General features: G+C 44.9%; 24 protein-coding genes. 15 read left to right on the top strand and 9 right to left on the bottom strand.

Features of this window, described 5'->3' with window-relative positions; translation table 11 throughout:
• Positions 1–153: 153 nt before the first annotated feature.
• From LG34_RS12570 to LG34_RS12535, 8 genes are all read left to right on the top strand, one after another.
• Positions 154–1,329, top strand: coding sequence for a MarR family transcriptional regulator (locus LG34_RS12570; RefSeq protein ID WP_023921589.1), 1,176 nt, complete (start codon positions 154–156; stop codon positions 1,327–1,329).
• Between the two features lie 2 nt (positions 1,330–1,331).
• The gene (locus LG34_RS16550) at positions 1,332–1,862 is read left to right on the top strand and encodes a hypothetical protein (RefSeq protein WP_005333547.1); all 531 of its coding nucleotides are present in this window, start codon (positions 1,332–1,334) and stop codon (positions 1,860–1,862) included.
• 132 nt (positions 1,863–1,994) lie between these two features.
• Positions 1,995–2,843, top strand: a complete 849-nt coding sequence (locus tag LG34_RS12560) for a MerR family transcriptional regulator (protein WP_005333545.1) — start codon at positions 1,995–1,997, stop codon at positions 2,841–2,843.
• A 328-nt stretch (positions 2,844–3,171) separates the two neighbouring features.
• Complete coding sequence (locus LG34_RS12555) at positions 3,172–3,699, top strand: DUF5697 family protein (protein ID WP_005333543.1); 528 nt, start codon at positions 3,172–3,174, stop codon at positions 3,697–3,699.
• A 6-nt stretch (positions 3,700–3,705) separates the two neighbouring features.
• The gene (locus LG34_RS12550) at positions 3,706–4,407 is read left to right on the top strand and encodes a DUF6100 family protein (protein ID WP_005333541.1); all 702 of its coding nucleotides are present in this window, start codon (positions 3,706–3,708) and stop codon (positions 4,405–4,407) included.
• Positions 4,408–4,516: 109 nt separating this feature from the next.
• Positions 4,517–5,623, top strand: coding sequence for a hypothetical protein (locus tag LG34_RS12545; RefSeq protein ID WP_022415648.1), 1,107 nt, complete (start codon positions 4,517–4,519; stop codon positions 5,621–5,623).
• Complete coding sequence (locus LG34_RS12540) at positions 5,613–7,583, top strand: VirD4-like conjugal transfer protein, CD1115 family (RefSeq protein ID WP_022415647.1); 1,971 nt, start codon at positions 5,613–5,615, stop codon at positions 7,581–7,583. Before LG34_RS12545 ends, LG34_RS12540 begins: the two co-directional genes overlap by 11 nt.
• Before the next feature lie 19 nt (positions 7,584–7,602).
• Positions 7,603–8,526, top strand: coding sequence for a S1 RNA-binding domain-containing protein (locus LG34_RS12535; RefSeq protein WP_023921587.1), 924 nt, complete (start codon positions 7,603–7,605; stop codon positions 8,524–8,526).
• A 495-nt stretch (positions 8,527–9,021) separates the two neighbouring features.
• On the opposite strand, the gene LG34_RS12530 is transcribed toward LG34_RS12535, so the two are convergent.
• The 9 genes from LG34_RS12530 to LG34_RS12490 all read right to left on the bottom strand — a co-directional run bounded on the left by LG34_RS12530 (position 9,022) and on the right by LG34_RS12490 (position 16,706).
• On the bottom strand, positions 9,022–11,478 hold the full coding sequence (locus LG34_RS12530) for an ABC transporter permease (RefSeq protein WP_242979900.1): 2,457 nt from the start codon (positions 11,476–11,478) through the stop codon (positions 9,022–9,024).
• Positions 11,479–11,483: 5 nt separating this feature from the next.
• Positions 11,484–12,155 (bottom strand): ABC transporter ATP-binding protein, encoded by a 672-nt coding sequence (locus LG34_RS12525; RefSeq protein ID WP_172676439.1) that lies wholly within the window; start codon positions 12,153–12,155, stop codon positions 11,484–11,486.
• Positions 12,156–12,250: 95 nt separating this feature from the next.
• Entirely contained in the window at positions 12,251–13,504 is a 1,254-nt protein-coding gene (locus tag LG34_RS12520) for a sensor histidine kinase (RefSeq protein WP_005333534.1), read from the bottom strand.
• The gene (locus LG34_RS12515) at positions 13,477–14,151 is read right to left on the bottom strand and encodes a response regulator transcription factor (protein WP_109216362.1); all 675 of its coding nucleotides are present in this window, start codon (positions 14,149–14,151) and stop codon (positions 13,477–13,479) included. Before LG34_RS12515 ends, LG34_RS12520 begins: the two co-directional genes overlap by 28 nt.
• A gap of 225 nt (positions 14,152–14,376) precedes the next feature.
• Entirely contained in the window at positions 14,377–14,760 is a 384-nt protein-coding gene (locus LG34_RS12510) for a hypothetical protein (RefSeq protein WP_226850873.1), read from the bottom strand.
• A 55-nt stretch (positions 14,761–14,815) separates the two neighbouring features.
• Positions 14,816–15,049, bottom strand: coding sequence for an LPXTG cell wall anchor domain-containing protein (locus LG34_RS12505; protein ID WP_005333531.1), 234 nt, complete (start codon positions 15,047–15,049; stop codon positions 14,816–14,818).
• Positions 15,050–15,110: 61 nt separating this feature from the next.
• Complete coding sequence (locus LG34_RS12500) at positions 15,111–15,440, bottom strand: DUF1648 domain-containing protein (protein WP_022415592.1); 330 nt, start codon at positions 15,438–15,440, stop codon at positions 15,111–15,113.
• 85 nt (positions 15,441–15,525) lie between these two features.
• The gene (locus LG34_RS12495) at positions 15,526–16,239 is read right to left on the bottom strand and encodes a hypothetical protein (RefSeq protein ID WP_005333529.1); all 714 of its coding nucleotides are present in this window, start codon (positions 16,237–16,239) and stop codon (positions 15,526–15,528) included.
• Between the two features lie 155 nt (positions 16,240–16,394).
• Positions 16,395–16,706, bottom strand: a complete 312-nt coding sequence (locus tag LG34_RS12490; protein ID WP_179960461.1) for a helix-turn-helix domain-containing protein — start codon at positions 16,704–16,706, stop codon at positions 16,395–16,397.
• Between the two features lie 448 nt (positions 16,707–17,154).
• On the opposite strand from LG34_RS12490, the gene LG34_RS12480 reads away from it, so the two are divergent.
• The 7 genes from LG34_RS12480 to LG34_RS12450 all read left to right on the top strand — a co-directional run.
• Entirely contained in the window at positions 17,155–17,532 is a 378-nt protein-coding gene (locus tag LG34_RS12480; RefSeq protein ID WP_005333524.1) for a hypothetical protein, read from the top strand.
• A gap of 18 nt (positions 17,533–17,550) precedes the next feature.
• Complete coding sequence (locus tag LG34_RS12475) at positions 17,551–18,261, top strand: hypothetical protein (protein ID WP_005333522.1); 711 nt, start codon at positions 17,551–17,553, stop codon at positions 18,259–18,261.
• Positions 18,262–18,276: 15 nt separating this feature from the next.
• Positions 18,277–19,185, top strand: a complete 909-nt coding sequence (locus LG34_RS12470; RefSeq protein WP_109216361.1) for a hypothetical protein — start codon at positions 18,277–18,279, stop codon at positions 19,183–19,185.
• Position 19,186: 1 nt separating this feature from the next.
• The gene (locus LG34_RS12465) at positions 19,187–20,878 is read left to right on the top strand and encodes a lysozyme family protein (protein ID WP_109216360.1); all 1,692 of its coding nucleotides are present in this window, start codon (positions 19,187–19,189) and stop codon (positions 20,876–20,878) included.
• A gap of 10 nt (positions 20,879–20,888) precedes the next feature.
• Complete coding sequence (locus LG34_RS12460) at positions 20,889–21,509, top strand: DUF5038 domain-containing protein (RefSeq protein WP_181369366.1); 621 nt, start codon at positions 20,889–20,891, stop codon at positions 21,507–21,509.
• Positions 21,506–24,703 carry an ATP-binding protein gene (locus LG34_RS12455; protein WP_109216358.1) on the top strand — a complete coding sequence of 1,066 codons (3,198 nt, stop codon included), beginning with the start codon at positions 21,506–21,508 and terminating at the stop codon, positions 24,701–24,703. The genes LG34_RS12460 and LG34_RS12455 overlap by 4 nt, the downstream gene beginning before the upstream one ends.
• Before the next feature lie 56 nt (positions 24,704–24,759).
• Positions 24,760–25,900, top strand: a 1,141-nt coding sequence (locus LG34_RS12450) for a prealbumin-like fold domain-containing protein (RefSeq protein ID WP_242979899.1), incomplete at its 3' end; no start/stop codon positions are given.

The raw sequence follows: 25,900 nt of genomic DNA, 5'->3' as shown, positions 1-25,900 counted from the left end.
AGAGCAACATAGCCACATAATCTAAATTTTAAAAATGCAATAAAAATGCAATGAGTGACACGACTACTTGCTATACTTCCATCGGCTTCTTCTTGATACCAACACTATGAAAAGTCCGATTACAATTAAATATACTTTGAAAGGAAGATCACCATGAATTACAAATTAGAACTCAAACAAATCGTGGAATTTCCACGCTGTCGCATTTACCGTGACTTCATACAAACTTTAATCACTACCAAGAGCATCCGAACTACCGGGGGCTCTTTTCTTTTTTATTATCTGGTATTATGCTCCTATGCAAATTACCGCACATCCTACCGCCGGATGGAACACATTACCTATACCATTGGTCCAGGAGAGTGGATCTGCACAGTCACAGATCTTCAGGAATGGTTTCGCTGCCGTTTCCAACATCAAGCGTTGTCCATCCTTCGATTTTTTGAAGAGCAGAATTACATTACCTACTCTCTTCTCGGCAAAAACCGCCTGGTCAAATTCAAAATATCAGACTGGCCCAAAGACAATACCGTATTGGAATACAACTATCCCTGTAAAAAAGATACAGGGTTTTTCTTTTTCCCGATTGCCAAAGTTCACGAACTAATTGGCATTGGAAAATGCTCGGAAATGGATGTTATTCTGGATCTGTGGATTCATGCAGTTTACAACGATTCCTCTGTCCTGGGATCTGATTCCGGTCCCATTGTCTATTACCGGGATAATACCGGAAATCCCCTTACCAGCTTTAATGAACTGGGTGAAAGGTGGAGTCTGTCAAAGGCATCGGTATCACGACTCTTGAAGAAACTGGAGGAAAAAGAATACATTACACTTATCTCATTTACAGGAAAACACGGAAGCGTAATTTATCTCAACAATTACCTGTCCGTGATGTTTAATATCAGCGACGTTATGATTGACAAGGAGGAGATCGCTATGAAGATGCAATTACCAATCCATGTACCTGAAGAAATCACTATTGAGGATTCTGCTTCTGTTAGCGTTTCAGAAACTGTCACAGACTCACAAATCACCGTTACAAAAAATGATTCCTGCGTTCCAGATTCACACATGAAATTTATCGTGCAAAAAGTCGCAGAACTATTGGATTCACAAGGGATTCCATGTTGCCACTGCTCCAAAACCCGCTATATATTATCTCCATTATCAGCCTGCAAAGATATATTTAATACATTTACTCTAAATATTATCTGTCCCTACGGAAATGCCGCTTATCGGTTTGAGTTGTCCGTAAGTCCAGGGGATGAGTCTGCCCAAAAGATGCCTGCCGTGGCAGAGCCTTCTGCACTGAAAGGGGGGGAATAGACATGGCAAACCGCAATACACAGGGATTTCCTTCACCCGAAGAAGATCCACGTTTTCACGACACCTATCAGTTTTTACGCAGATACCGGGATGCAACCTACAGCCTGAAGGTAGTCGTACACCAGATGGAGCACCAGTTTAAGCTCCAATACGACAATGACATCGACAAATTTCTGGACTCCATCTATGCTGCCGGGGCTGATCTTACCGGAAGCGACATCGAACAACGGGCAAAAAGTATTGCCAGAAGCAACCAGATGCTGAAGCTTTTGGAATCATCCATCGATCTCCTCCGGAACAATCACAAGCATGGGGAACAGTATTACTGGATTCTCTACTACGCTTTTCTCTCTCCACAGGAAATGAAAAATACAGATGAGATATTGGATAAGCTGGCTCACCACATCACCAATATTTCCTACCGCACCTATTACCGGAAACGCAGGGCTGCGATTGAAGCACTCAGTACCATCCTTTGGGGATTTACTGCAAAAGAGACATTGGATACGCTCAACAAGTTCTTTCCAGAGTAATACATATCGCCTATCTCCTCGGCTTTTCGTAATATCATAAAAATGTTATACTAAAAAATGCAAAATATATATTGACTCTCACGGAACGTCATAGCGTACAGTTATCTTATCAGGAACAGGAGGTCAGCAACTATGAGGACAGTCAAAGAAATATCAGAACTTACAGGTATCAGCGTTCGCACGCTTCACTATTACGATGAAATCGGGCTTTTAAAACCAACACAAAAAAGTGATGCGGGATACCGGCTTTATGACGATAGGGCATTGGAAATATTACAGCAGATTCTGTTTTTCCGTGAGTTTGACATTCCTTTGAAAGAAATCAAAGCTGTTCTGGAGAATCCTGCTCTTGAAAGGAACCAGATCTTGCAAATGCAGAGAAAAATGTTGGTAGCAAAGAAAGAACGTATGGAACATCTGATTGCCAGCATTGATGATATCCTGAAAGGAGAGAATAAAATGGATTTTGCGATTTTTAGTAAAACGGAAGTTGAAGAAATGTTCCAAACTATGTTTGAACATATGCCTGACAATATGAAAGAACTTGCTGTAAAAGAGTTTGGAAGCATTGAAGAATGGAAAAAGCATTATATTAAGACAGTTTCATCAGAAGAAATGCAGAAAGGCTATGCTAAAGTTGTTGAGTGGTATGGAGGAAAAGAGCAATTCCTGTCTGTTGCCAACAATCCTATTAGCAAAGAGGCTGCAGAAAGTTACAACCAACAATTTGACAATCTTTTATACAAATTAGCAGCTAAAAAAGTATGTTCACCAGATTCTTCTGAAGTAAGAGAACTTGTTTCCGAATACGGTTTTCTTATGAAACAACTTTCACAGATAAAGAAAGAACACGGTCTGATGGTTGCACAGGCTCAATATTACCGTAATGAAAAAATCAAACCTATGATAGATGAAAAATACGGCAATGGTACAGCCGAATTCTTCGCACAAGCTTTCGAAGCATTTTATAAAGACAAGTAATCATTAGAACTACACAAAAGCACAACAATACACCATGCAGGGAATCAAAATGGTTTCCTGCTTTTTTTATGCCAACCAGTGAAAATGGCACAGAAATGACCTGCTTCTGCGATTGAAGCGTAAAATTACCCATGCTACAATAGGTATTGCTTATAGTTTTCCTTATTTCCAGCACCCATAGATGGTGCTTTTTTTGTACCTGTAAATTCAATCGCTGACAGCAGGTTCTATGTACTTTGTACGTACACTATACTTACAATACCAAACGTATCCTGTACGTACAGCCATATGTATAAAGTTTCCTATTATATATAGAAGGGAGTCAATCATGAAAACAAGGAACGAAATCTATCAAGGAGAGGGAGCCAAGCTCTTACGGTTCATTACCACTTACCATACTCTGAGGTATGACCAGGTTTTACAACTTTTCTCCCGACATGAGCAGTCTATCAAGTCATTGATTACCAGCCTCATCAAACAAGGGCGCATCATTTACGATAAAGAGCATGACCTTCTTTGTGACAGCCAGCAGTCTGCTGAGAATCCTGACTATGCTATAATTACATGCTTCTGGGTACTGCTGGATTTTAAGAAAGGTGTTGTATACCACACCAGTGGCGAATTTCCAATCAAGCTCAATTTCTTTTCGCAAGATGAACAATACGAAATCATCTATATCGGTGAAGAACAGGAGGCTCTGATCAATCATGTGATGGAAAGTATCCCATCACATGGTTCCAAACGCCTGATTGTCTTAGAATCCGAAAGCCAGGCTGCCAAAATCACCATTGATGATGTAGCCGCTTACTGCCTTGTAAATGAATCCGGTGCTGTCAGTTACTACATGAGAAAGTAGGTTATTATGACGCAAAATACACCAACCATTTACCAGCGGCTTGAAAAACTGGAAGGGGAGCTGCAAAAACTGACGAATACCGTTTACGCTCTGAAGGTCACTGATATCCAGAATTATGATAAAAATTTTGAGGAACTGAGCGTCAGTGCTGCTCTTCGGGCGGAGCGGATTGCCTGCCAGATGCGTAACCTTGTCTGTCCGGCTCTCTCCCCAAATCAAGCAGCTTATCTTCCCAAAGCGGCAGATGCACAGGGAATGCGGATTGCAGAACAGCAGGGGATTCTCACCATTACGCTTCCCGGACTGCTTCCGAAACGAAGAGTCCACACAAACACTGCATTTCTCCATGAACCGCTTAATTATATGCTTCGGGAGTATGTAAAACAAAATGCCCTGCCCCTCTATCGTGACTGCGTGATATGTTTCAGTCAAATATATGACAGGGAACTTCCTCAAAGACGTATCCGGGATTATGACAATCTGGAGTTTAAACAGATTCTGGATACACTTTGTACTTATGTTCTGACAGATGACAGCGGCTTTTTCTGTGATTCCTACTACACGACACAGCTTGGCTTAAAGGACTGTACACTGGTATCGGTTATGGAAAAAGCTGACTTTCCGAAATGGCTGCAGAACCAGAAAAATCATCACGAAAGCATGTCGGAAAATCTCCTGACTTCTCAGGCAGAAATCCGACATCGGTAAGAACCACCGCAGGGAACTTTGTTTTCTTGCTTTTTTTATCTCCAAACCACCGGAGATTTACCCAAGTATAGGCTTGCATGGGTAAGAACTGAATTGAGGTGATGCTTATTTGATAAGACCTGACACTACGAAATACCGCTTACTGGAAATGATAGGGATGTGCGGGGAATTTCCCGCAGACCAGCTAAACAGACTCATCCCAAGTGCCTCCTATGCGGAAAAACTCATTACGGATTTGAAGGCGGAACACCTCATCCGTACCCACTACCGGGATGCTCTCAGAGGCTACCGTCTTACAAAAGCTGCGAAAGAGATGCTGTTATCTGTCTCGCCGCTACGCTTCCAGTGCTATCTGACCGGCAATACCGAGACGAACCTCATCCGAAGTGAAGTATCCCGACGTATCCGCTTACATCAGAAAGCCGAAACGTATCTGACACTCCTTCATGCCGGGATTCCCTTTTATCCGGATGTAAAACCTGACATCTTCTGTAATCACCGCGAAGCTGGTTCCATCGGTATGCGAAGCCTTCCTCTTTTTTACGCTTCCAGAGAAATTAAGGAATTGGGCCCGGAGACCACGAAGATTAGGAACTCCCGCAGCATGGGCATCCTGATGGCACCGCAATGTGTCTATGTCCTTTATAACACGGGAAACGGAGTCCTGAAATGGGAATATCGAACGGAAGTCCGCTTAAACGCCTTCCTGCAGCATTACCTGCAAGGCTACCCTTACAACGGACATCCACAGATCCGGGCAATCATGACCGGAACCGACATGGAAATGGCTTTCCGGCTGTTTACCAGTACCGGAGGCTACAAAAAGAGCCTGTTTATGCTGGACACCTCCTTCGAGCATTTCCATTACCTTCCCAATACTCCGGAAGGGGAAGTGCTTTTAAAACTGCTGGTTCACCCTGAGATCATGGAAAAGCTGGACAACCTCCTGCTGTCCGATCTGGGCTGCCGCAGCGATTCAATTCCACTGGAACATGATGCCACGGATGCTTCCGGGAACCCCATCCTTCTTGCTTATGATTTTGACATGCAGCGAATCAACCGGTTCAATACCGGCTTAAATGTATACGGCAGATCCGGGAACCTGATCTGTTTCGATTTTCAGATTCCGGTCCTGAAAAAATACTTAACTGCCACAATCCATTTCTCCAGTATTGACCTTTGCAAATTCAAAAGGGGGTTTTTACATGAACCGTAAATGGTGGAAGCTCATTTATATGCTTCCGATCACCTTCTGCACCCTCTATGCAGGAGGCTATGTTGCTCAATTTATCCGCAACTATCAGACCTGGGAATCTGCCGGCAATTTTGCCGGAAACGGAACTGCCCCGCAGATCCCCTCCCCGCACCCGCTCGCCTGTCTGGATGCCCTGACTGCTTTCCCGTACAATCTGTATGGGATTTTTCTATGTCTGGCAGCTTTTGGACTCCTGACCTTCCTTCTCATGCGTATGGGATTTGACCGAAACGGGGAAATAACAGACCGGGGCCGGAACCTGAATTATTCCACAAAGGGAACCTATGGGACTTCCGGTTTTATGACTTTGGAGGAAATGCATCAGGTACTGGAGCTTACGAATGATGTCAAGAAACACAAGGGAACCATTCTTGGAAAACTGAACGGAAAAGCCGTTTGTCTCCCGAAGGATACCCGCATGAACCGGAATATTGCCGTTTACGGTGCCAGCGGTTCCATGAAAAGCCGGGCCTTTGCACGCAACATGATCTTCCAGTGTGTTGCCCGCGGGGAAAGCCTCATCATCACCGATCCAAAATCGGAATTGTACGAAAGTACAGCCACTTACCTTGAGAATGCCGGATATATCGTGAAATCCTTTAATCTTGTAAACCCGGAAAACTCGGATAGTTGGAATTGTCTGGGTGAAATTGGCGGACAGGAAACCATGGCACAGGTATTTGCTGATGTCATCATCCAGAATACCGGTTCTGCCAAAGGCGATCACTTCTGGGACAATGCCGAGATGAACTTATTAAAAGCTCTGATTCTCTATGTGGATCAGGGATTCCCACCGGAGGCAAAGAATATCGGACAGGTATACAAACTCCTGACCATGAGTTCGGAAAAAGAACTGAACAGCCTCTTTGACCTGCTTCCGGTCTCCCATCCGGCAAAAGTCCCCTACTGCATCTATAAGCAGGCAAGTGACACGGTACGTTCCGGCGTCATCATCGGACTCGGTTCCAGACTTCAGGTATTCCAGAACAAGCTGATCCGCCAGATCACTTCCTATGATGAGATCAACCTGACGCTGCCGGGAAAAGAAAAATGTGCATACTTCTGCATCACTTCGGATCAAGACAGCACTTTTGATTTTCTTTCTTCCCTGTTTATGACCTTCGTATTTATCAAACTGGTCCGTTATGCAGACACCTATGGGGAAGATGGAAAACTGCCGGTTCCGGTACATATCCTGGCTGATGAGCTGGCGAATACGGGAGCAATCCTATCGCTCAACAAAAAGATTTCCGTGATCCGAAGTCGAAACCTCAGTATTTCCTGCATTTTCCAAAACCTGCCTCAGATGCAGAACCGGTATCCCTTAAACCAATGGCAGGAAATCATCGGGAACTGCGACACTCAGCTATTTTTAGGCTGTACGGATGAGGTAACTGCTACATTTATCTCTAACCGCTCCGGTGATGTGACCGTTGGTGTCAGCAGCGAAGCCAAACAATTAAATAGCTGGAGGGTATCCGATTATACACCGGAATACCGCCAGACCAGATCCATCGGGAAACGAAAGCTCTTAACTCCGGATGAGATCCTGCGGCTCCCGCTGGATACTGCACTGATTATCCTGCGTGGTCAGAAGGTACTGCAGGTAGAAAAATACGATTACACCCTGCACCCGGATGCCCAAAAACTCATTCCCCGGAAGGCTTCCGAACATATTCCGGAATGGAGAAAAGGAGCATGTAGTGAAGAATATACGTACACTCCAACTATTCCTGCTTCCCACCCGAAAAAAACCGCTTCTTATGGAAAGCAGAAAAAGAAAAAAGCTGAACCGCACTTTGACCAGCAAAGCGTTTATCAGGAACCTGGCTATCACGATTTCCCGGATGACTTCTCAGCAGATAACTATTCGGATCACACAGACATGGTTCCTTTAGATAAAGATTCTATCATGTCATAATTTGAAAGGAGACACTATGATGCCAAACGAAACAACCAACACACCTATTTTAACTCTGGATTCCGATGCGAAGCTGGAAACAGCCCAGTCCATTTCAGACCTTACCTGGCATGAGATCCAGAATGCCTACCGTACCCGCCGGATCTTAACCGGAATGCTTGGCGGTATCGAGAAAACAGAAAACGGCAGCCTCATTGCCGTGGTTTACTACAAGGATTTCCGTACTGTCATCCCAGTAACTGAGATGATGATCCATCTCATGCAGGATGAAGCACACGATTATGGGGAGCTTGCTCTGCGGCAGAACAAAATCCTCAACAATATGCTTGGATGTGAGATTGATTTTCTGATTAAGGGATTAGATCCGAAGACACGCAGCATTGTCGCCAGCCGGAAAGAAGCGATGCTGAAGAAACGCCAGATCTTCTATCTGGATAAAGATGCTTCCGGAATGCCGAAAGTTTATGAAGACCGTATCGTGCAGGCAAGAGTCATTGCTGTTGCGGAAAAGGTAGTCCGGGCAGAAATTTTCGGTGTGGAAACCTCCATTCTTGCCAGAGACCTGTCCTTCGACTGGATGGGTGATGCCAGAGAACGCTTCCAGGTAGGCGATCACATCCTGGTACGCATCCTGGATGTGCGGGCAGACTCACCGGAGCAGGTCATTGTCCACGCAGATGTCAAAAGTGTGGAAGGCAACACCAGCAAGGAAAACATGAAAAAATGTAAGATTCAGGGAAAATACGCCGGAACTGTGGAAGACATCCATAAAGGCACCGTCTTTGTCCGGCTCTCCATCGGTGTCAATGCCATTGCCCACTCCTGCTATGACAGCCGGACAGTCGGGAAAAAGGATCAGGTATCCTTTGTGGTGACGCATATTGATGAAGAGCGTAATGTTGCCCTCGGCATCATCACCCGCATCATCAAGCAGACCATATAAGGCTTCCACCTTATTTTTAAATAGCTTTTTTTCATATACAGCACCAATTAGTCCAGCAAATACTCACGATACAGCTACATAAGGTGACAGAATAAAGTATTTTTCAGACCATTACCTTATTGTACTGAAAACGGTAACGTGTTATACTGATTCGGTATTACTGAACCGGAAAGACGGATGCATTTCGATTTTGCCCTCTAGTATCCAAGGAGGGTGATGCCCATGAATACAATGGAAGTATTGACTTTACTATTGGTAATTTTTGCGGCTTTGACTTATATAGATCGACATAATAAGAAATAGCATCCACGACCCTAGGAAAGTTTTGGATGCTATGACTTATACATAGAATATAAAATTTAACTGAGGGCATCAGATTTTGCATCTGAATACCTTTCTTGAGTTCATTATACACTGGGGGATTTGAGAAATCAAGTCCCCCTTTTTATTATGACATTGATTAGTATCTGCATTAAACATCAGAAATTTATATTCTTACTCACTGAAACGAATTCTCTCTATCAATGAATCTTTCCTTACTGACTTTGCAATGAATATTGCCAATAACATCTGTATCACAAACAATGTTAAAATTATAATAATAGCTGCTGTTACCGGATAATGGTATGTGCTGATATCAAACATTCCTGTACGCTTTGCATATAAAAACAACGGATATCCTGCAAGACTTCCCACTCCGATACTGATAATAAGAGTGCCTACTGTATAGAATATACCTTCCAACTGGAGCATCTTCATCAACTGACGGTCCGACATTCCGATTGCCTGCATCATGCCAAGCTCCTTTTTTCGCACATGGACACTATTGATCATTGTGTTAATCAAGTTCATAATGCTGATTGCTGCCAGAATGATGATAAATGCATAACATGCACCTCTAGTCATCTGCATGGCATTTTCCCATGTATCGTACTCATTCTTCCAGGTACGCATCTGCAGTCTGCCTGATCCATCCACAATAGCCTGTAGAGATGCTTCCAGTGCCTCATCATAATCCTTATCTGCAATCACCTGAAAATAGCTGGAAGAATTATTTATGGTAAGTTTCTCTGCCCCTTCTTTTGCCATGATAAGACAGTTATAGTTTGTCAGACCTCTTCCATATTCACCAATTGCTGCCACTTCAATCTCTTTTTGAAAGGTATTATCTCCATCATGAATATTGAGTTTCAGCTTATCTCCCACTTTAATATCTGGATACCAGTGAAGTAGCGCGCGGTCCAGAATCACTTTATCCCCGGATTTCAATTCCTCGTATGTGACATTGCCTTCAGTGATTCCTTTTTTCAGCTCTTCTGCGTATTCTTCCGGCACTCCATTGATAAATTCGGTTCCAATTTTTTCTTCAAAAGGTCCTCCTGATACCTTCAACGCGGTAAACACATCTACCCGCTCAACACCGTCAAGCTCCTCTATCTGCTGCTTTAGTCCTTCATTTAATGGATTATTCTTTTGAACCTCCGCCCATTCATATTCAGGATGCTCTTTATTCCCGGATTCCACAATTGGAGAAATCTCATATTGCCCCACAATCGAACTCTTTGCACTTTCCATCGGATTTGCACAAGACAGCACCGTTGCTACCATCATGACAAATATTCCGGTAACGGCCATAGATACAATCGTGATAGTACTCTTCTTTTTATTCTCTGCAAGATTTCTCTTGGTCAGTCGTCCGATATTCAGAAATTGATATCCCTTCCTGCTGCTTTTCTGTCGCTTACTGCCTCCCTGGTAACGCATAGCTTCTATTTCTGATACCTTCGCCGCCATACGCATAGGCTTCATCAGTGACAGATACACTGTACACAGAGTCACTGCAATTGCCAACAGATAAATCCACCAATAATAAAGTTGGACTTCTCCTTTAGCTACAACCTTGTATGCCTCTGTTATAAGTACGTTTGAATCCTTTGCATGTTCTACAAACTGGAGAAGTACAACTTTCACAGCAACTGTTCCGATCAAAAGTCCTATCGGAATGGCAAACAACGCCACTCCCATTCCCTCTCTTAGTACGATTTGTCTAAGCTGCCGTTTCGTAGCCCCGATTGCCTTTAACTTTCCAAATTCCCGAACCCTCTGGTTCATAGATACATAATAAACACTATAAATTGTGATAATGCCCGCCAATACAACAATAAGCATGATTCCTACAATCACCGGAATTGTAGCCGGATCCACATAATTTGCTGCAAGATACTCTTTATTAATATTCATGTCATCCTCGGAAATCCCGAACTGTCTGGCAATATTCTGTATCGTCTCTGTATAATCTGCAGTCGTATTTCCTTTCTGTCCATTCACCTGAAGTAAAAACCGATATTTCACCTGTTCTACCGGTATCTCCGCTTTCAGAAAGGCCTCTGAAACCAATGATGTATATTGTTTTTGTTCTTTGCTGCTCTCATTATCTGCTAAAAAACCACAGATTCGAAAGTCTTTCTCCTTCGTATAATCCAGTCCGTCATCTTTCAGAATCTGATAAGGTACTGTGATAGTGTCGCCGATTTTCCCATTCTGTCCTAATGCTTCCAGTATTCCTTTTGAAACCACAATATCATTTTCTTTCTGCGGAAGTTGCCCCTCTTTCAGCTTCACTTTATAAAGTTCCATCCCTGTTCTGTCCATATACATCATGGAAACCGTCGCATCTTCCAGATTCATGTACCCCGCATCGCTGCGGAGTCCGTAAGTTTTCACATCATGATGTGCCGCCAGTTTCATAACTGTACTCTCGTCCACGTTCCGATAAAGGGCATGCCATGTTGGATAAATCTTATTGATTACCGCAAAGTTCACTTCCACCATATCTTTTCCGATTGATGGGATTACGAACAGCAGTAATGTTGTCAGGATAATGGCAATTCCAATCAGTATGTTTTTGCTCTTATAATGCCGCATATTGCAATATGCAACTCTGGTCGTCATCTTCATTATCTTCTCACCGCCTTGCCATCTTCAATGATAATCATTTCATCCGCCATCTGGGCAATCGTTTCATCATGGGTAATCATGATAAGCGTCTGCCCGAAATCCGACACGCAGCTTTTCAATAGGCTCATAACCTCTAGCTCAGTCTGGGAATCAAGGTTTCCAGTCGGCTCATCCGCCAAAATTATCGCCGGTCTTGTCACCAATGCCCTGGCTATCGCAGTTCTCTGTTTCTGTCCACCAGACAAAGCAGACGGCATCGCATCTTTCTTATCCTGCAGTCCGATTTTTTTGAGAATATCTTCCACTTCCCGCGGCTTTACCTTGCGATTATCAAGTCCCAGCGGAAGAACGATATTCTCCCACACATTCAGCGATGGAATCAGATTAAAATCCTGAAAGATAAATCCTATCTTCTTTCTTCGAAACTGTGCCAGTTTATCATCTTTTCGAGAATAGATATCGGTTCCATCAATCCATACTTTGCCGGAATCCGGTCTGTCAAGCCCTCCAATCAGATGCAGAAGTGTAGATTTTCCGGAGCCGGAACGTCCTACGATAGCTGTAAACTTGCCTCTCTCTATCTGTAAACTTGTATGATCCACGGCTCTCACCTGATTCTCGCCTTCTCCATAATACTTTACTAGATCTTCTACTTTTAAAATACTACTCATATCTTCAAGTCCCCTTTCCATTTCATACCCCTACTATAACATTCCTGCATTACAAAACCCTTACAACAACCATAACAGTTTTGTAAGGGTTCCGACTATTCTCCTATTATGAGCGGCAGTGTCACTTTAAATATCATACCTTTCTCAGCCTTTCTTTTGGCTGCTATTGTCCCCCCCTGTTCTTCTATGATCTTTCTGGCAAGATACAGACCGACACCCGCTCCGTCTTTTACCTGTTCCTTTGCTTTCCTTCCCCGGTAAAATCTCTGATAGATCTTATGCAGTTCCTCCGCAGGAATGCCCATTCCTTCATCTTCTACTTCAATAAGCACATTGCTTGCTAGCTCCTGCGTCCTCACTGTAATCGTTGTATGTTCCGGTGAATATTTGACTGCATTCTCAAGGATATTCGTTAATGCTTCTACCGTCCATTTTGAATCATGGTTCACAACTATATCATCATCCATCTCCACCTGAATGGAAATATCTTTTCCTCTTGCCTTCATATAAATCTGACTGACAGCCTCTGTTAGCGTTTTCTTCAGGCTTTCATGAAGCGAATGTATCTGGATCATATGTGTTTCCAGCCTTGAAAGATTTACCAGTTCATTCAAGAGCTGTTCCAGTTTGGTAAGTTCCTGTGATTCCTGCTCCAGAAACTCCCTCTGTTCTTCTCCTGTAACCCGATTTTCTGCCACCAGCTCATGACTCATCCGGAGTGATGCAAGCGGAGTCTTCAACTGATGGGAAATATCTGTAATCAGACTCTTCGTACCATTTTCTTCCTGCTCCAGACGTTCCTTCAAATCTTCGAAATATTGCCCCAGCTCCTTTACAGATTCCCACACCTTTAACCATTGTTCCGATTCTGATGTTTCTTCAGGATATGTTTGGAATTTTCCTTTTCTGAATTCCTGCAGACATTCATATAATTGCTGTAATTGTTCCTCATCACCGTATCTGCTCCAGTTTTTTCTTCGGTCCAGGTACAAGAACAGGCTACATACTATGACTCCCACTAGTAATCCAATTCCCCAGATAATCCTTATAACCACATCTGAAGATCCACTCCCTGAGTGATAACCATAAGTTTCTTCCAGCATCTGTACGACTCTTTCTATCTTCTGATCGTCCCGGTCTCTTATAAAATCTACTGTTCCTGACTTTTCCCAGATTGCAACTATTTCCCCTTCCAGTTCAGGATGTTCTGCAAGGAGCAGTGCTATCTGCGTTGCTTTCGCATTTTCCTCATACTTTGTTATCAGATACATTCCTACTGTAAAAAATACTGCAAAGATTACATATACGATAAAATACCGTTTTAATTTTTGTTTACCTTTCCGGTCCATATATATCCCAGTCCTCTCACATTCGCTATCTCTTCTGTTCCAAGTTTATTCTTCAGTCTGCTTATATTGACAGTAACCGTATTATCATCGACAAATTGACCGTCTATATCCCATACATGCTCCAGGATACTTTTTTTTGAAACAATCTGTCCTGCATTCTCCCAGAGATACAGCAACAGAGAGAATTCTTTCTTACTTAAAGTAACTGGTTCATCCCCTTTATACACCTGCATCGTTTTCATATGCACCGTAATCTCTCCGGAAGACATAATCTGTGCCTGTACCTTAGAAAGCCGTCTCATCAATGCGTTCACCTTCGACACCAAAGCCATCAGTGAAAATGGTTTGGTAATATAATCATCTGCCCCTGTATCATAACCATTTACAATATCTATTTCCTGATCCAAAGCCGTAAGATAGATAAGATATGTATCTCCACCTGCACGTACCATCCTTCCAAAATCCAGTCCTGTACCATCCGGCAATGTAATATCGCTGATAACAAGAGCATAATCTCCTTTTTGAAATGCTTCTTTTGCTTCCTTTATTGTATAAACCTGACGAACCTCATACCCTTCCCGTGAAAGTAACAGGGCAATTCCCCGATTTAGATTCAAGTCATCCTCCAGTAATAATATTTTCTGCATCAAATACTCCACCTCTATTTGTAATAACCTGTTCTTTTATCATATCAGTCCTATCTTTTGTCTACAATAAAAATAAAATTAACATACATACTTTTCCTTCATATGTTCAAGGATTTCACCGGATACTGCTTCAGAAATCGATCAATCCATTTCTGATTGCTTCTCTGTAACATCCGAAGTCTGGATAAAAGCTGTAGACAACTGCAGCTCTATGTTACTAAAGTCCTATCCATCAATACAGGAGTTATAGAATGCCGTGAAGATACCGTCAAATTCCATTTCAATAATATGTAGGCTGTCCATTGTGTGCTCCAGATAAGTCAGTGTTCCTCTATCCAAATCTATACTCGGCTTTCCTAGTGAGTTTGCTATTACATCTGGATTTGTAATTCCAAACATCTCCTTTATATCCGGCATAAGATAATCCACGATATCCGGCAGCCTTTTCTCATACGCCTGTGCCAGTTCAACTGCATGCTTCTCATAATCGGAATGTATACTGTCACAGACAAATTCAATCCCGTTTATTTCCATCTTATAGTAATCATTATTCTCATCATAGACAAACGCTGTACCCTTACTTTTTTTATTTTTTTCCAAAATCCCCATGATATATCTACACTTTCCCGGTTCTTCCGCCATACACAGTCTAAAAAACTGTAACTTAATGCTTACGTTTGTAAAAAATAACTCCTGCCAAAATCAATAAAATAATTCCAACTACAATCATAAAAATAAAATTATCACCATTTAACTTCCCTGCTATGAAAATAGAAGTCGGGCCATCCGCACCACCAATAACAGAAACGGCTGTGTTTTCTTTCTGCTTCAGTACAATGCCAATGACTGCCAATACAATTCCTAAAATTCCGGCTATGATTCCCAATCGCTTTTTCATTGCTACCACCTCAAATCATTTTTATCTGCTCAATCAAATGTAAATTGTTATGCAAGTATTTCTATGCAAATGAAGCATAGATAACCCATATTTCTGCAAACATTACCAATAAAAGTACACCATCTATCATCCAATTAAACTGAATGTCCGTTAAGAAAGTTTTTGAATGTGTCAGGCAATATTTTACTTTTTCTCGTCCAGTCAAAAAAGTGATAAGCACTTGTAATATAGGAAATAAAAATATTTGTATTTTTCTTCCATAATCATCCGCAATCCCATTTGCAAAATGTACTGGAATAATACTCGGTAAAAAAAATATACTTACAAGAGCAAGCAAAAATCCTATTATACAAATTATCCATGTGAATTTTCTAGTATTGATAAATTTCATAACAATCCTTCTTTCTGCTAAATTCAAGTTTTTCCAATACATAACACGTACTTACATTATACTCCTCACCAATGCAAACCTCAATTTATTCTCCATCCTTTTTCCCGTTATTAAGCTTCGGGCAGTAAAATGCCTTTACTTCCACCCCATCTTCCTCCGACTCAATTTCCACATAATAATCCCGGATAAAGTATCCCGCATTATGCTCCTGAATGGCGTACAGCTCCAATGTCTGAAAATCCACCAGTACCAGATCACGGGGCTTGGGTTTTTGCGTTTCCTCACAGAATACCTCCATGCTTTCCACCAGCTTATCCAGGCATTCCTGACACAGATGGTTCTGTACTTTTTTCACATCGAAGATACTATCTTCCCCGTAATCCACCGATACTTCGGAAATCCCGTAATCCGACATCTGCTCCGTATGGAAAAAGCAGCCGCCTTCTCCTGTCCCGGTATAACCCATATGCCCGTTTCCCTGCGGGCCGGTAAGATTCCCGTCCTCATCATGATTCCGGATATGCATATCCATCACATACCAGTGATTGGTACAGATCACTCCCAGATCGTCAAACTTCCGGAAATAATCCATCATACTCCGTTCATCGCTTCCACACAGCCAGCACTGTTTTGGATCTTTCAGCTTGCTTTCTACTGATTCAGGCACCTTTCTTTCTACCGGGTGATATTCCTGCTCCTGTGTTTTTTCAAGATAACCTGTCAGATCCAGCCGGCTGATTCCCAGTCCGATCAGAATTCCTGACGCACATGCCAATAATCCCACATATCCCTTTTTCATATTATAGTCATCCTTTAAGAATTAGTTTTATAATGCTTTTAGGATTACTATATCAAATCTTACAATCACTTTCATCATAAATCGCATATTTTTATGTGTTTTATTGCATATACAGCTTTCAAAAAAACTGCCTGCGGCAATTTCGCAGACAGCTTCTATTTCATCATCTCTTCAATTATCACATCCAGCATCCGAAGCACGCTTTCCTGCTTCTTCGGTGTGAGCCTTTCCAGCTTTCCTTCCACTACAGAAGTATGTTCCATTCTGGTAAGAGGAATCACTTCCTTCAGCACTTCATTCGGTTCCGCACCTAATACATTCAACAGCTTTACAAATGTTTCCATCGTAGGTGTTTTCACTTCCCGCTCAATCGCACCCAGATGGTTGGTACTGATATCCACCAGTTCAGCCAGTCTCTCCTGCGTAATTCCTGCCTCTTCCCTGTACCTGCGGATTGCCTTTCCCATTCCTTTCACACGCACACCTCCTCCTTCCAGTATTCACTAACGCTTAAAGCATTAGTCATGTAAATCCAGTATAATTGGTTGCAAATCACGCTTACAGTATCCATAAGGATTGCATTTATAACGCTTTTAGCGTTGGTCACATTTTTGGCACTCCATCGTCTGTAACTGGCACAGTCCTGCGATTGTAGCGGTAATTTACCCATGTTAAAATTGATATTGTCAAAATTATATGCAGAACGAAACGCAGCACTGCCGTATGGGAAGCCTCTCCTGCGGCAAATAAGCTGCGTTTTTTCTGTAAGATAGGAGGATCTTTACAATTTCATACTTTGATTTAGGACGCAGCCTGCATTGACCGGGCTGCGTCCTTTCTTGAGGCAGGAAAACCATAAGCAAAGGCAGGGGAGGTAATTCTCCTGCCGCTCTTATAAAAAGGAGGTACTTTTACGTGAAACACAAACTGAAAAACGCTCCGCCGGACACAAAACGGCATGTCAATTATGGCAGATGCCTGTATGCTGCATTTCTGGCTGTCACAGTCCTCTGCGGATACACACAGCCGGTTTTTGCCGCTACCATCTGGACCAAAGCCAATGAGATCATGAAGGATGTCTATAACCAGATTATCCTCATTTCCACCATTGCTGCAGTTGTAACTGCATCGGTTGCCCTTCTGATGATGAATTTTTCCAAAAGCGGAAAAACCGTGGACGAATCACGTGCATGGCTCAAGCGTATCGTCATTACCTGGGCGATCTTAAACGGGCTTGGCTTTATCATGGCTTACATCACCCCGTTCTTTGCAGGCGGAAAATGGAACGGATAGACGAAAGGAGATGCCACTATGGGAATACTTGACGGAATCGTGGAATGGATTGCCGAACAGGTCATGAACATTCTGGATCTGATCACCACTTCAGTCCTCGGTGCTCTGGGCTGTTCCATGGATACGTTTCTTCGCTACTTTCCTGCAGCCGAGACCATGTATCAGGTCTTTCTGGCACTGGGCATCGGGCTGATCCTCTTAAACTGGGTATGGCAGCTCTTTAAAAATTACTTTATGGGAGCCGGTATCGAAGCGGAAGATCCCATTAAGCTGTCCATCCGTTCCTTCCTCTTTATCTTTCTCACCTTCTATGCGAAAGATATTGTGGATCTGCTCCTGAAGATTTCAGGAACACCGTACAACTGGATTTTGACGGAAGACCTGCCGCCTTTAAAATTTGCGGATTTTAACTCCGTAGTCACAGTCATCCTGGGAGTCTGTGCAAATGGGGCGGTAGCCATCATTGCACTGATTCTGGTACTGATTCTGGCGTGGAACTACATCAAGCTGCTCTTTGAAGCGGCAGAACGTTATATTCTTCTGGGGGTACTGGTCTACACAGCCCCGGCAGCTTTTTCCATGGGTGCCAGCCAGTCAACCGGAAATATCTTCAAAAGCTGGTGCCGGATGCTTGGCGGCCAGTTCTTTTTGCTGCTGATGAATGCGTGGTGCCTGCGGCTGTTTACTTCTATGGTCGGCACCTTCCTTGCCAATCCGTTATCCCTATAAGAAAGGAGGACCAAAATGAAACTTAGAAAGAAACTCATACCATTCCTGGTATTAACTGCCTGTCTGGTACTGTTTTGCTCCATGCCGGTCTTTGCAGCGGAGCTTACGGAAGCAGACGTGGAAGCGGCAGTTGCCAGTCAGGGAAAGGAGGCGGTAACCGGAAATGTCTTCGTCTGGTTCCTGTGTGCCATTGCCTTTTTAAAGGTATCCCAGAAAATTGATTCTTTTCTGGCATCGCTTGGCATCAATGTCGGCAATACCGGAGGAAACATGATGGCTGAACTTCTGATTGCAGGACGGAGCCTGACCGGTTCCATGCGTTCCCATGGTGGTGGCGGCTACCGCAAAGCCTCTTCTCCCGGAAGTGCGGCTGTCGCAGGAAGCTTCCTATCCGGCGGGCTTGCCGGAGCGGTGGGAAGACAGGTACAAAGGGAAGCGGTCAATTCCGCAACCGGTTATACCGAACACAGCAGTATCGGGAACATGCTTTACCAGTCATCCCTGAACAAAGGCGGAGACTTTGCCAATCAGGTCATCAGCAACATTGCACAGGGAAATTACGGTCAGGTGGGTTCCATCAAGGGCGCAGACGCACAGAAAGCCTTTACTTCCTATATGGGCATCAAGCCGGGCGGCGGTTCTTCCTATGATAATGTAGAAATCGGCGGCGGACGGATCACCGGTACCGAAACCGGAAGTTCCGGGAACCGGGATTTTGCCCTGTACCATGCCGACCAGTATGCAGCTCCGACTCAGGGCTCCTACTCTACGGTGCAGTCCGTAGACGGTTCCACCTGGTACAAGCAGTATGCACAGGATACGGTAGAAAAAACACCATATACTTCCGGCAACGGCAAAGTAGCCTACAATGAATCCATTGTCCAGAAACTGCCGCCAGCCCCACAGCGAAAGGAGCGTATGTAACATGCCAAAAACAGCCTTGATGGGCAGTCCTCTTGCTGTCATCGGTACAGTATTCCGGCACAGGCGCACCCTTGCGAAAACCGGAGCAGCCGTCGGCGGTGTACTGATGCTTCCCATGCTGTTCCTTGTCATGCTTCCGGGACTCGTCTTCGGAGACCTCACTGAAAATACCGGAGCACTGACCAGCAACACGGTAATCAGTGAAAATATCCGGGCTTCCAATCAGGCAATCGTGGAGGTGCTTCAAGAAAGCCATGATGCACTGCTTGCTAAGATCAATGCGGGAATTTCCAGACTCCCAGAAGGAGATACTGCCTCTATCAGCGATCCTTACGCTTCCAGTATCATCGTAAATGCGAACCAGCTCATCGCACAGTTTTGTGCCAGCCAGGATGACTATAAAAATATAAATATCAGCAAACTCAAAAGCCTGATCCGGGAAAACGAGGACGGGCTTTTTTCTTATGACGTTACTTCAGAAACGGTCACGGTAGAAGTTCCGGCAGAAGAGGAAAATGCACCACCCAGAAAGGTTACTTTTACCCGCCATACCTACACGGTCAGCTATGCCGGAGATGCCTACTTTGCAGATCACGTCTTTCATCTGACCGATAAGCAGAAAAAAACGGCAGACAGTTATGTGGAAAACCTGACCATGTTCTTTGGCGGCTCCGCTTCCGGTCTTGCCATGGCGGTAGGTGTCAGCGATGAGGTGCTGGCTTACCGGGCTACCATCCAGCAGGTCGCACAGAAATACGGCATGGAAGCTTATGTGGAACTCCTCATGGCAGTCATGATGCAGGAAAGCGGCGGGCGTGGAAGCGATCCCATGCAGGCGGCAGAAGGCGGCTTTAATAAGAAATACCCCCATGTCCCCAACGGCATCACCGATCCTGCTTATTCCATCGAATGTGGGATTCAGGAATTAAAGTATGCACTGGATAAAGCAGGATGTACCGGACCTACCGACCTGGACCGCATCAAGCTGGCACTTCAGGGTTACAATTACGGCTCCGGCTATATCGACTGGGCAATGGAACGTGACGGCGGCTATACCAAAGAAAACGCCATTGCTTATTCGGATATGATGTGTGCCCGTCCGAACTGGCATTATGACCGGTATGGGGACAAGGAATATGTGGAGCATGTTCTCCGGTATTATCAGATTACCAATACCGGCGGAAGCTATCCGGCAAACGGAATGCAGATTCCGCACTATCTCCAGACCGATTACGGGAACATCCCTTATGGCGGCAGCTCCATCGCATCTTCCGGATGCGGGCCTACCAGCTTTGCCATGATCGCCAGCTACCTGACCGGGAACACTATTACCCCTCCGGATGCGGTGGCATGGTGCGGGAATTCCTATTATAAGCCGGGAGTTGGAACCTACTGGAGCTACTTTCAGGCTGCAGCCAGTCATTTCGGCTGTGGCAACGTCACACAGACCAGCAATGCCAATACGGTACTTCAGGCACTCTCCGAAGGCCGTCCGGTCATCTCCTCTCAGCGGGCAGGACTTTTCACCAGCGGCGGGCACTTCATCGTGCTCCGGGGTGTTACGGCAAACGGCAAGATACTGGTCAATGATCCCAATGACAGTGACGCAAAGAACTATATTAACCGTGAATTTGATATGATGTCGGAAATCCATGCCACGGCAAATGCCTACTGGATCTTCGACAAAAGATAAAGGAGCCATTATGAACAGAACAAAAGTGATTCTTTCCATTTTTCTGATGCTGTTTCTGCTGCTTGCCGGACTGGTTCTCCCCAGTTTCTGGAAAAGCCAGAAAAAAGAAGCTTCCGGAAACAAAGGCAGGGAACCGGCAAAGGAAACAACAGAAACAAATTCCGATACCCCCATGCCGGAATATCTGGATTTTGTTGCTTTAAAAGCATTTTTCTCCGACAGCCAGATTGCTTCTCTCAAAGAGCAGTTTCCTGTCTACCTAAAAGAGTATGTCAAAAAAGAACAGACAAGCATCACCTTCCTGCCGGAAAAAACCAGCTACCCTACCGAAACAACCGTCTGCCTGATGTTTTCACTTTCCGATCAGGATACGCTTCCGGTTACCTACCACACCCCGACGGGTGTGTTTTTATTTGGAGAAGACGGGGTACAGGTCTCTGCAGATACGACTGTTTACGAAAAGCAGACCGATGATTCCCTGCCGTCCTTGACTTCGCAGGACATCGAACACCTGCAAGAAGGCGGGTATCCGGATACTTCTGACAGCCCGGAAGCTCCGGACACAGAATCCGGCAGTGCCTCCACACCTTCGGAAGATGCGAAAGATACGAAAAAGGAGGTGCAGCCATGACACAGCCAGAAGAAACACCGGTTTCCTTTATCCCGCCCAACTTCATTGAGAAAGGCAAGATCCTAAACGGAACTTTTGACATCCGCAATGCCATAGAAAGCATTGTTCTTTCCCTGGCAATCGGTATCCCTGTTTTCCACCTGCCGCTGTCCCTGACTGCCCGCATCATCATTCTCTGCATGACCGCACTTCCGGCGGCAATGGTAGCCCTGATTGGAATCGGCGGAGAGAGCATCACTGCCTTTCTGATGAATGCCCTGCGTTTTGTAGTGAACCGCAGGGTAATCTGGAGGTCCGACAGTCTTCCGGAAGGAAAGCCACTCAGGAAACCACGTTCCAAAGAGCCAAAGACAAAGAAACACCGGAAAGCAGAAAAAATGGCAAAGCCTTCCAAAGTAATGGCATCGGCTCCCCCGCAGTCTGAACCGGACGCACCAGCCCCGCCAAAAAGTAAAAAAAAAGAACACCGGCAGTTTGATACCTCCACCAAGCGGGGCATCAAAAAACAGGCAAAGGAAGATATCCGTTATCTGAAGTGGGAGCAGAAAGAAGCCAGCCGACAGAAAAAAGAGGCGGCGAAACAGATAAAAATCCAGAAAAAAACGGAAGTCCGGAGACGAAAGGAGGAAGAAAAACGGGCAGTTTCCGAAAAGCGGGCGGCAAAAAAAGAGCAGAAAAAGAAGGGGGGTTCCAAGAAGGACGCCTCATCTGCCACGGCAAACCCCGTTTCCCGGAAAAAGCGAAAGAAAGACCAGACCTTGGAGGATTATCTTCCGGTGGAAAAAATCGCAAACGGGATCGTCTATACCACAGACGGACGGTACGTGAAGATCCTGGAGATTGAACCAATCAACTTCCTGCTTCGAAGTGCCAGAGAACAGCAGGGCATTATCTACAGCTTTATCAGTTACTTAAAGATCAGCCCGGTCAAACTCCAGATCAAGATGATCTCCAAAAAAGCAGACATCAATAAGCATCTGGAGCAGTCCCGGCTGGAGCTGGAACGGGAAACAGATCCCCACTGTCAGGAACTGCAAAGGGATTATATCCAGTTCGTTCAGCATTTAAGTTCCAGAGAAGCGGTTTCCAGACGATTCTTTCTGATTTTTGAATATGAACCGTTTAATATCAACCGGAAAGAAGAAGAACGGGAAATTCTTGCTGCTCTTGAGACAGCGGCACAGACTGCCAAAACCTTTTTGTACCAGTGCGGGAATGAAGTGGTCACCCATGACAATGAGGATGAATTTACCACAGATGTCCTGTACACACTGTTAAACCGTACCCTTTGTACGGAGGTTCCGCTTCCGGACCGGATCAGCACTGTACTGTCCGCCTATACAAAGGAAAATCGCATGGAGGAACTGGATCACATCCGGATCAACGAGTTTCTCGCACCGGAAAGTGTGGATTTCAAGCACTCCCATTATGTGCAGATCAATGGGCTTTACCATTCCTACCTGCTTGTGCCGTCTGACGGCTACAAAAACCGGGTAACTCCCGGATGGCTGTCACTCCTTGTCAATGCCGGGGAAGGGATTGATATTGATTTCTTTCTCCAGAAACAGCCAAAGGACAAGATTCAGCAGCGTCTCGGTCAGCAGATCCGTATCAACCGTTCCAAATTAAAGGATGCGTCCGATACCAACACTGATTATGACGATCTGGATTCTGCCATCCGCTCCGGATATTTTCTGAAGCAGGGACTTGCCAACAACGAAGATTTCTATTACATGAATCTTCTCATCACCATTACTGCTTCCACGTTGGAAGAACTGCAGTGGCGGATTCAGGAAATGAAAAAGCTCCTGATCTCGCAGGATATGAACTTACACTCCTGCTACTTTTTACAGGAGCAGGGATTTTTATCCTCTCTGCCGCTGGCAAATCTGGACAAGAAGCTTTTTAAGCTGTCCAAGCGGAACGTACTGACTTCCGGGGCGGCAAGCTGCTATCCCTTCGTCAGCTACAGTATCTGCGATGATAACGGAATCCTCTTTGGGGTAAACAAGCATAACAATTCCTTGGTCATTGCGGATATCTTTGATTCCAGGCAGTACAAGAACAGCAACATCTGTATCTTAGGCTGTTCGGGAGCAGGAAAGACCTTCACCATGCAGACCATGGCACTAAGGATGCGAAGAAAAGGCATCCAGGTGTTCATCATCGCTCCGCTAAAGGGACACGAATTTTACCGGGCTGCAAGGAATGTCGGCGGAGAATTTATCCAGATCTCTCCTGCCAGTAAGAACTGTATCAACATCATGGAAATCCGGAAGGTAGACAATTCTGTAAATGAACTGCTGGACGGACCGACACTAGATGCCTCCGCACTGGCAGGCAAGATCCAAAGGCTTCACATCTTCTTCAGTCTGCTGATCCCGGATATGTCCCATGAGGAGAAGCAGCTTCTGGATGAAGCCCTAATCAAAACCTATGCCAGAAAAGGGATTACACATAAAAATGAATCCCTGACAGATCCGCAGCATCCGGAGCAGTACAAAAAGATGCCCATTCTGGAGGATGTCTACAATGTCCTGCTGGAAAGCGAGGATACCAAACGTCTGGCTCATATCCTGAACCGCCTGGTTCACGGTTCTGCTTCTTCCTTTAACCAGCAGACCAATGTGGACCTGACCAATAAATATACGGTACTGGATATCTCCGAACTGACCGGTTCCAGCGATCTTTTAACGGTCGGCATGTTCGTTGCCCTGGATTATGTCTGGGATAAAGCGAAGGAAAACCGTACCGAAGAGAAAGCCATCTTTGTCGATGAGGTCTGGCAGCTCATCGGTGCATCCAGCAACCGGCTTGCAGCGGAATTCGTACTGGAGATTGCCAAGATCATCCGTGCTTACTCCGGAGCCGGCATCTTTGCCACACAGGATTTAAACGACTTCTTTGCTCTGGATGACGGGAAGTACGGCAAGGGTATCATCAATAACTGCAAGACCAAGATTATCCTGAACATGGAGGATGAAGAGGCACAGCGGGTGAAGACTATCCTGCATCTATCGGAAACAGAAGTAATGAACATCACCCATTTCCAGCGGGGCAACGGTCTGATCTCAACCAACAACAATAACATCACTGTGGAATTTAAGGCTTCCAATCTGGAAAAGGAGCTGATTACCACAGATCGGCAGGAGCTTCTGGAAATCCTTGCGAAACAGAAGAAACAGGCTGTGTAACTTTTGGCAGCACTGACGCTGCCCTTTTCATTTGAACTTCAAGAAGGAGGAGACTTATGTTACAGACATACAAATCCTATACCAGACGGACGCTGGCTATGCTGCTGGCAGTCCTTGTCGCAGTCGGCGCATTGTTTTCCGGCAGTTTTCCGGTTCATGCAGCCGACGGCACCATCAGCTATAAGGCAGGTGCCAATATCCCTTACGGCAGCTATTTTACCTCCCGCATGAGCTTTGACGGGAGCAATACTGCCTACTGCGTGGAACCACTGAAGAAAACACCTTCCTCTGGTTCCTATTCCTATGACCTTTTAAGCCAGAACTCCCCGCTCAGAAAAGCGCTCTACTACTTAAACGGCGGTTACGGCTACGATAAAGTCGTCAAGGATAAATATTTCAGTGGCTGGAGTGATGATAACAGCTATGTCATCGGACATCTGGTTGTCGCTTACATCTATGCCGGTAATTCCGCTGACACCGGAGCTTTCCATGGCGCCCCGCAGTCCTATATTGATAAAGCACTGGAAGTAGCCAGTGCCATTCAGGGACTTCCGAACCCGCCGGAAGGCTTCCGGGCATTCATCGTTCCGGGACAGGGCAGCCAGACCATTGCCGGAAGCTGGTATCAGGTTCCAAACGGCTGGATCGAACTGAAAAAATCTTCTGCCAACGGAAGCGTATCGGACGGGAATCCGAATTACAGCTTAAAGGGTGCTGTGTATGGGATCTATCAGGGTGAGAAGCTCATCCAGAAACTGACCACTGATGAAAACGGGTATGCCAGATCCGGCGAACTGGAGGAAGGCGATTATACCATAAAAGAGCTCTCTTCTTCCAAAGGCTACATTGTAGACACCAAAGCTCACAAAGTCACCGTAAAAGCAGAACAGACTTCTGCTGCAAACGTAACAGATATTCCGCAGAATAATCCCATGAATCTGGTGCTTGAAAAGCTGGATGCCGAAACAAAGAAAGCCTCCCCACAGGGAGCAGCTTCCCTTGCAAACGCAGAATTTACAGTCAAGTTCTATACCGAGCAGTCTGACAGTGATCCTGCGGAAGCTGGAAAGAAACCGGCACGTACCTGGGTATTAAAAACAGATGTTTCCGGAAAGATGCATTTTACCAAAGATTCCTTTGTAAGCGGCGATGCCTTTTACTATACCAGTGATGGCAAGACCGTCTGTCTTCCGCATT

Origin of the sequence: Eubacterium ramulus, from assembly GCF_003122485.1 — a bacterium.
Classification (GTDB): Bacteria; Bacillota; Clostridia; order Lachnospirales; family Lachnospiraceae; genus Eubacterium_I; species Eubacterium_I ramulus_A.
This window is presented reverse-complemented; position numbering and strand designations above follow the sequence as displayed.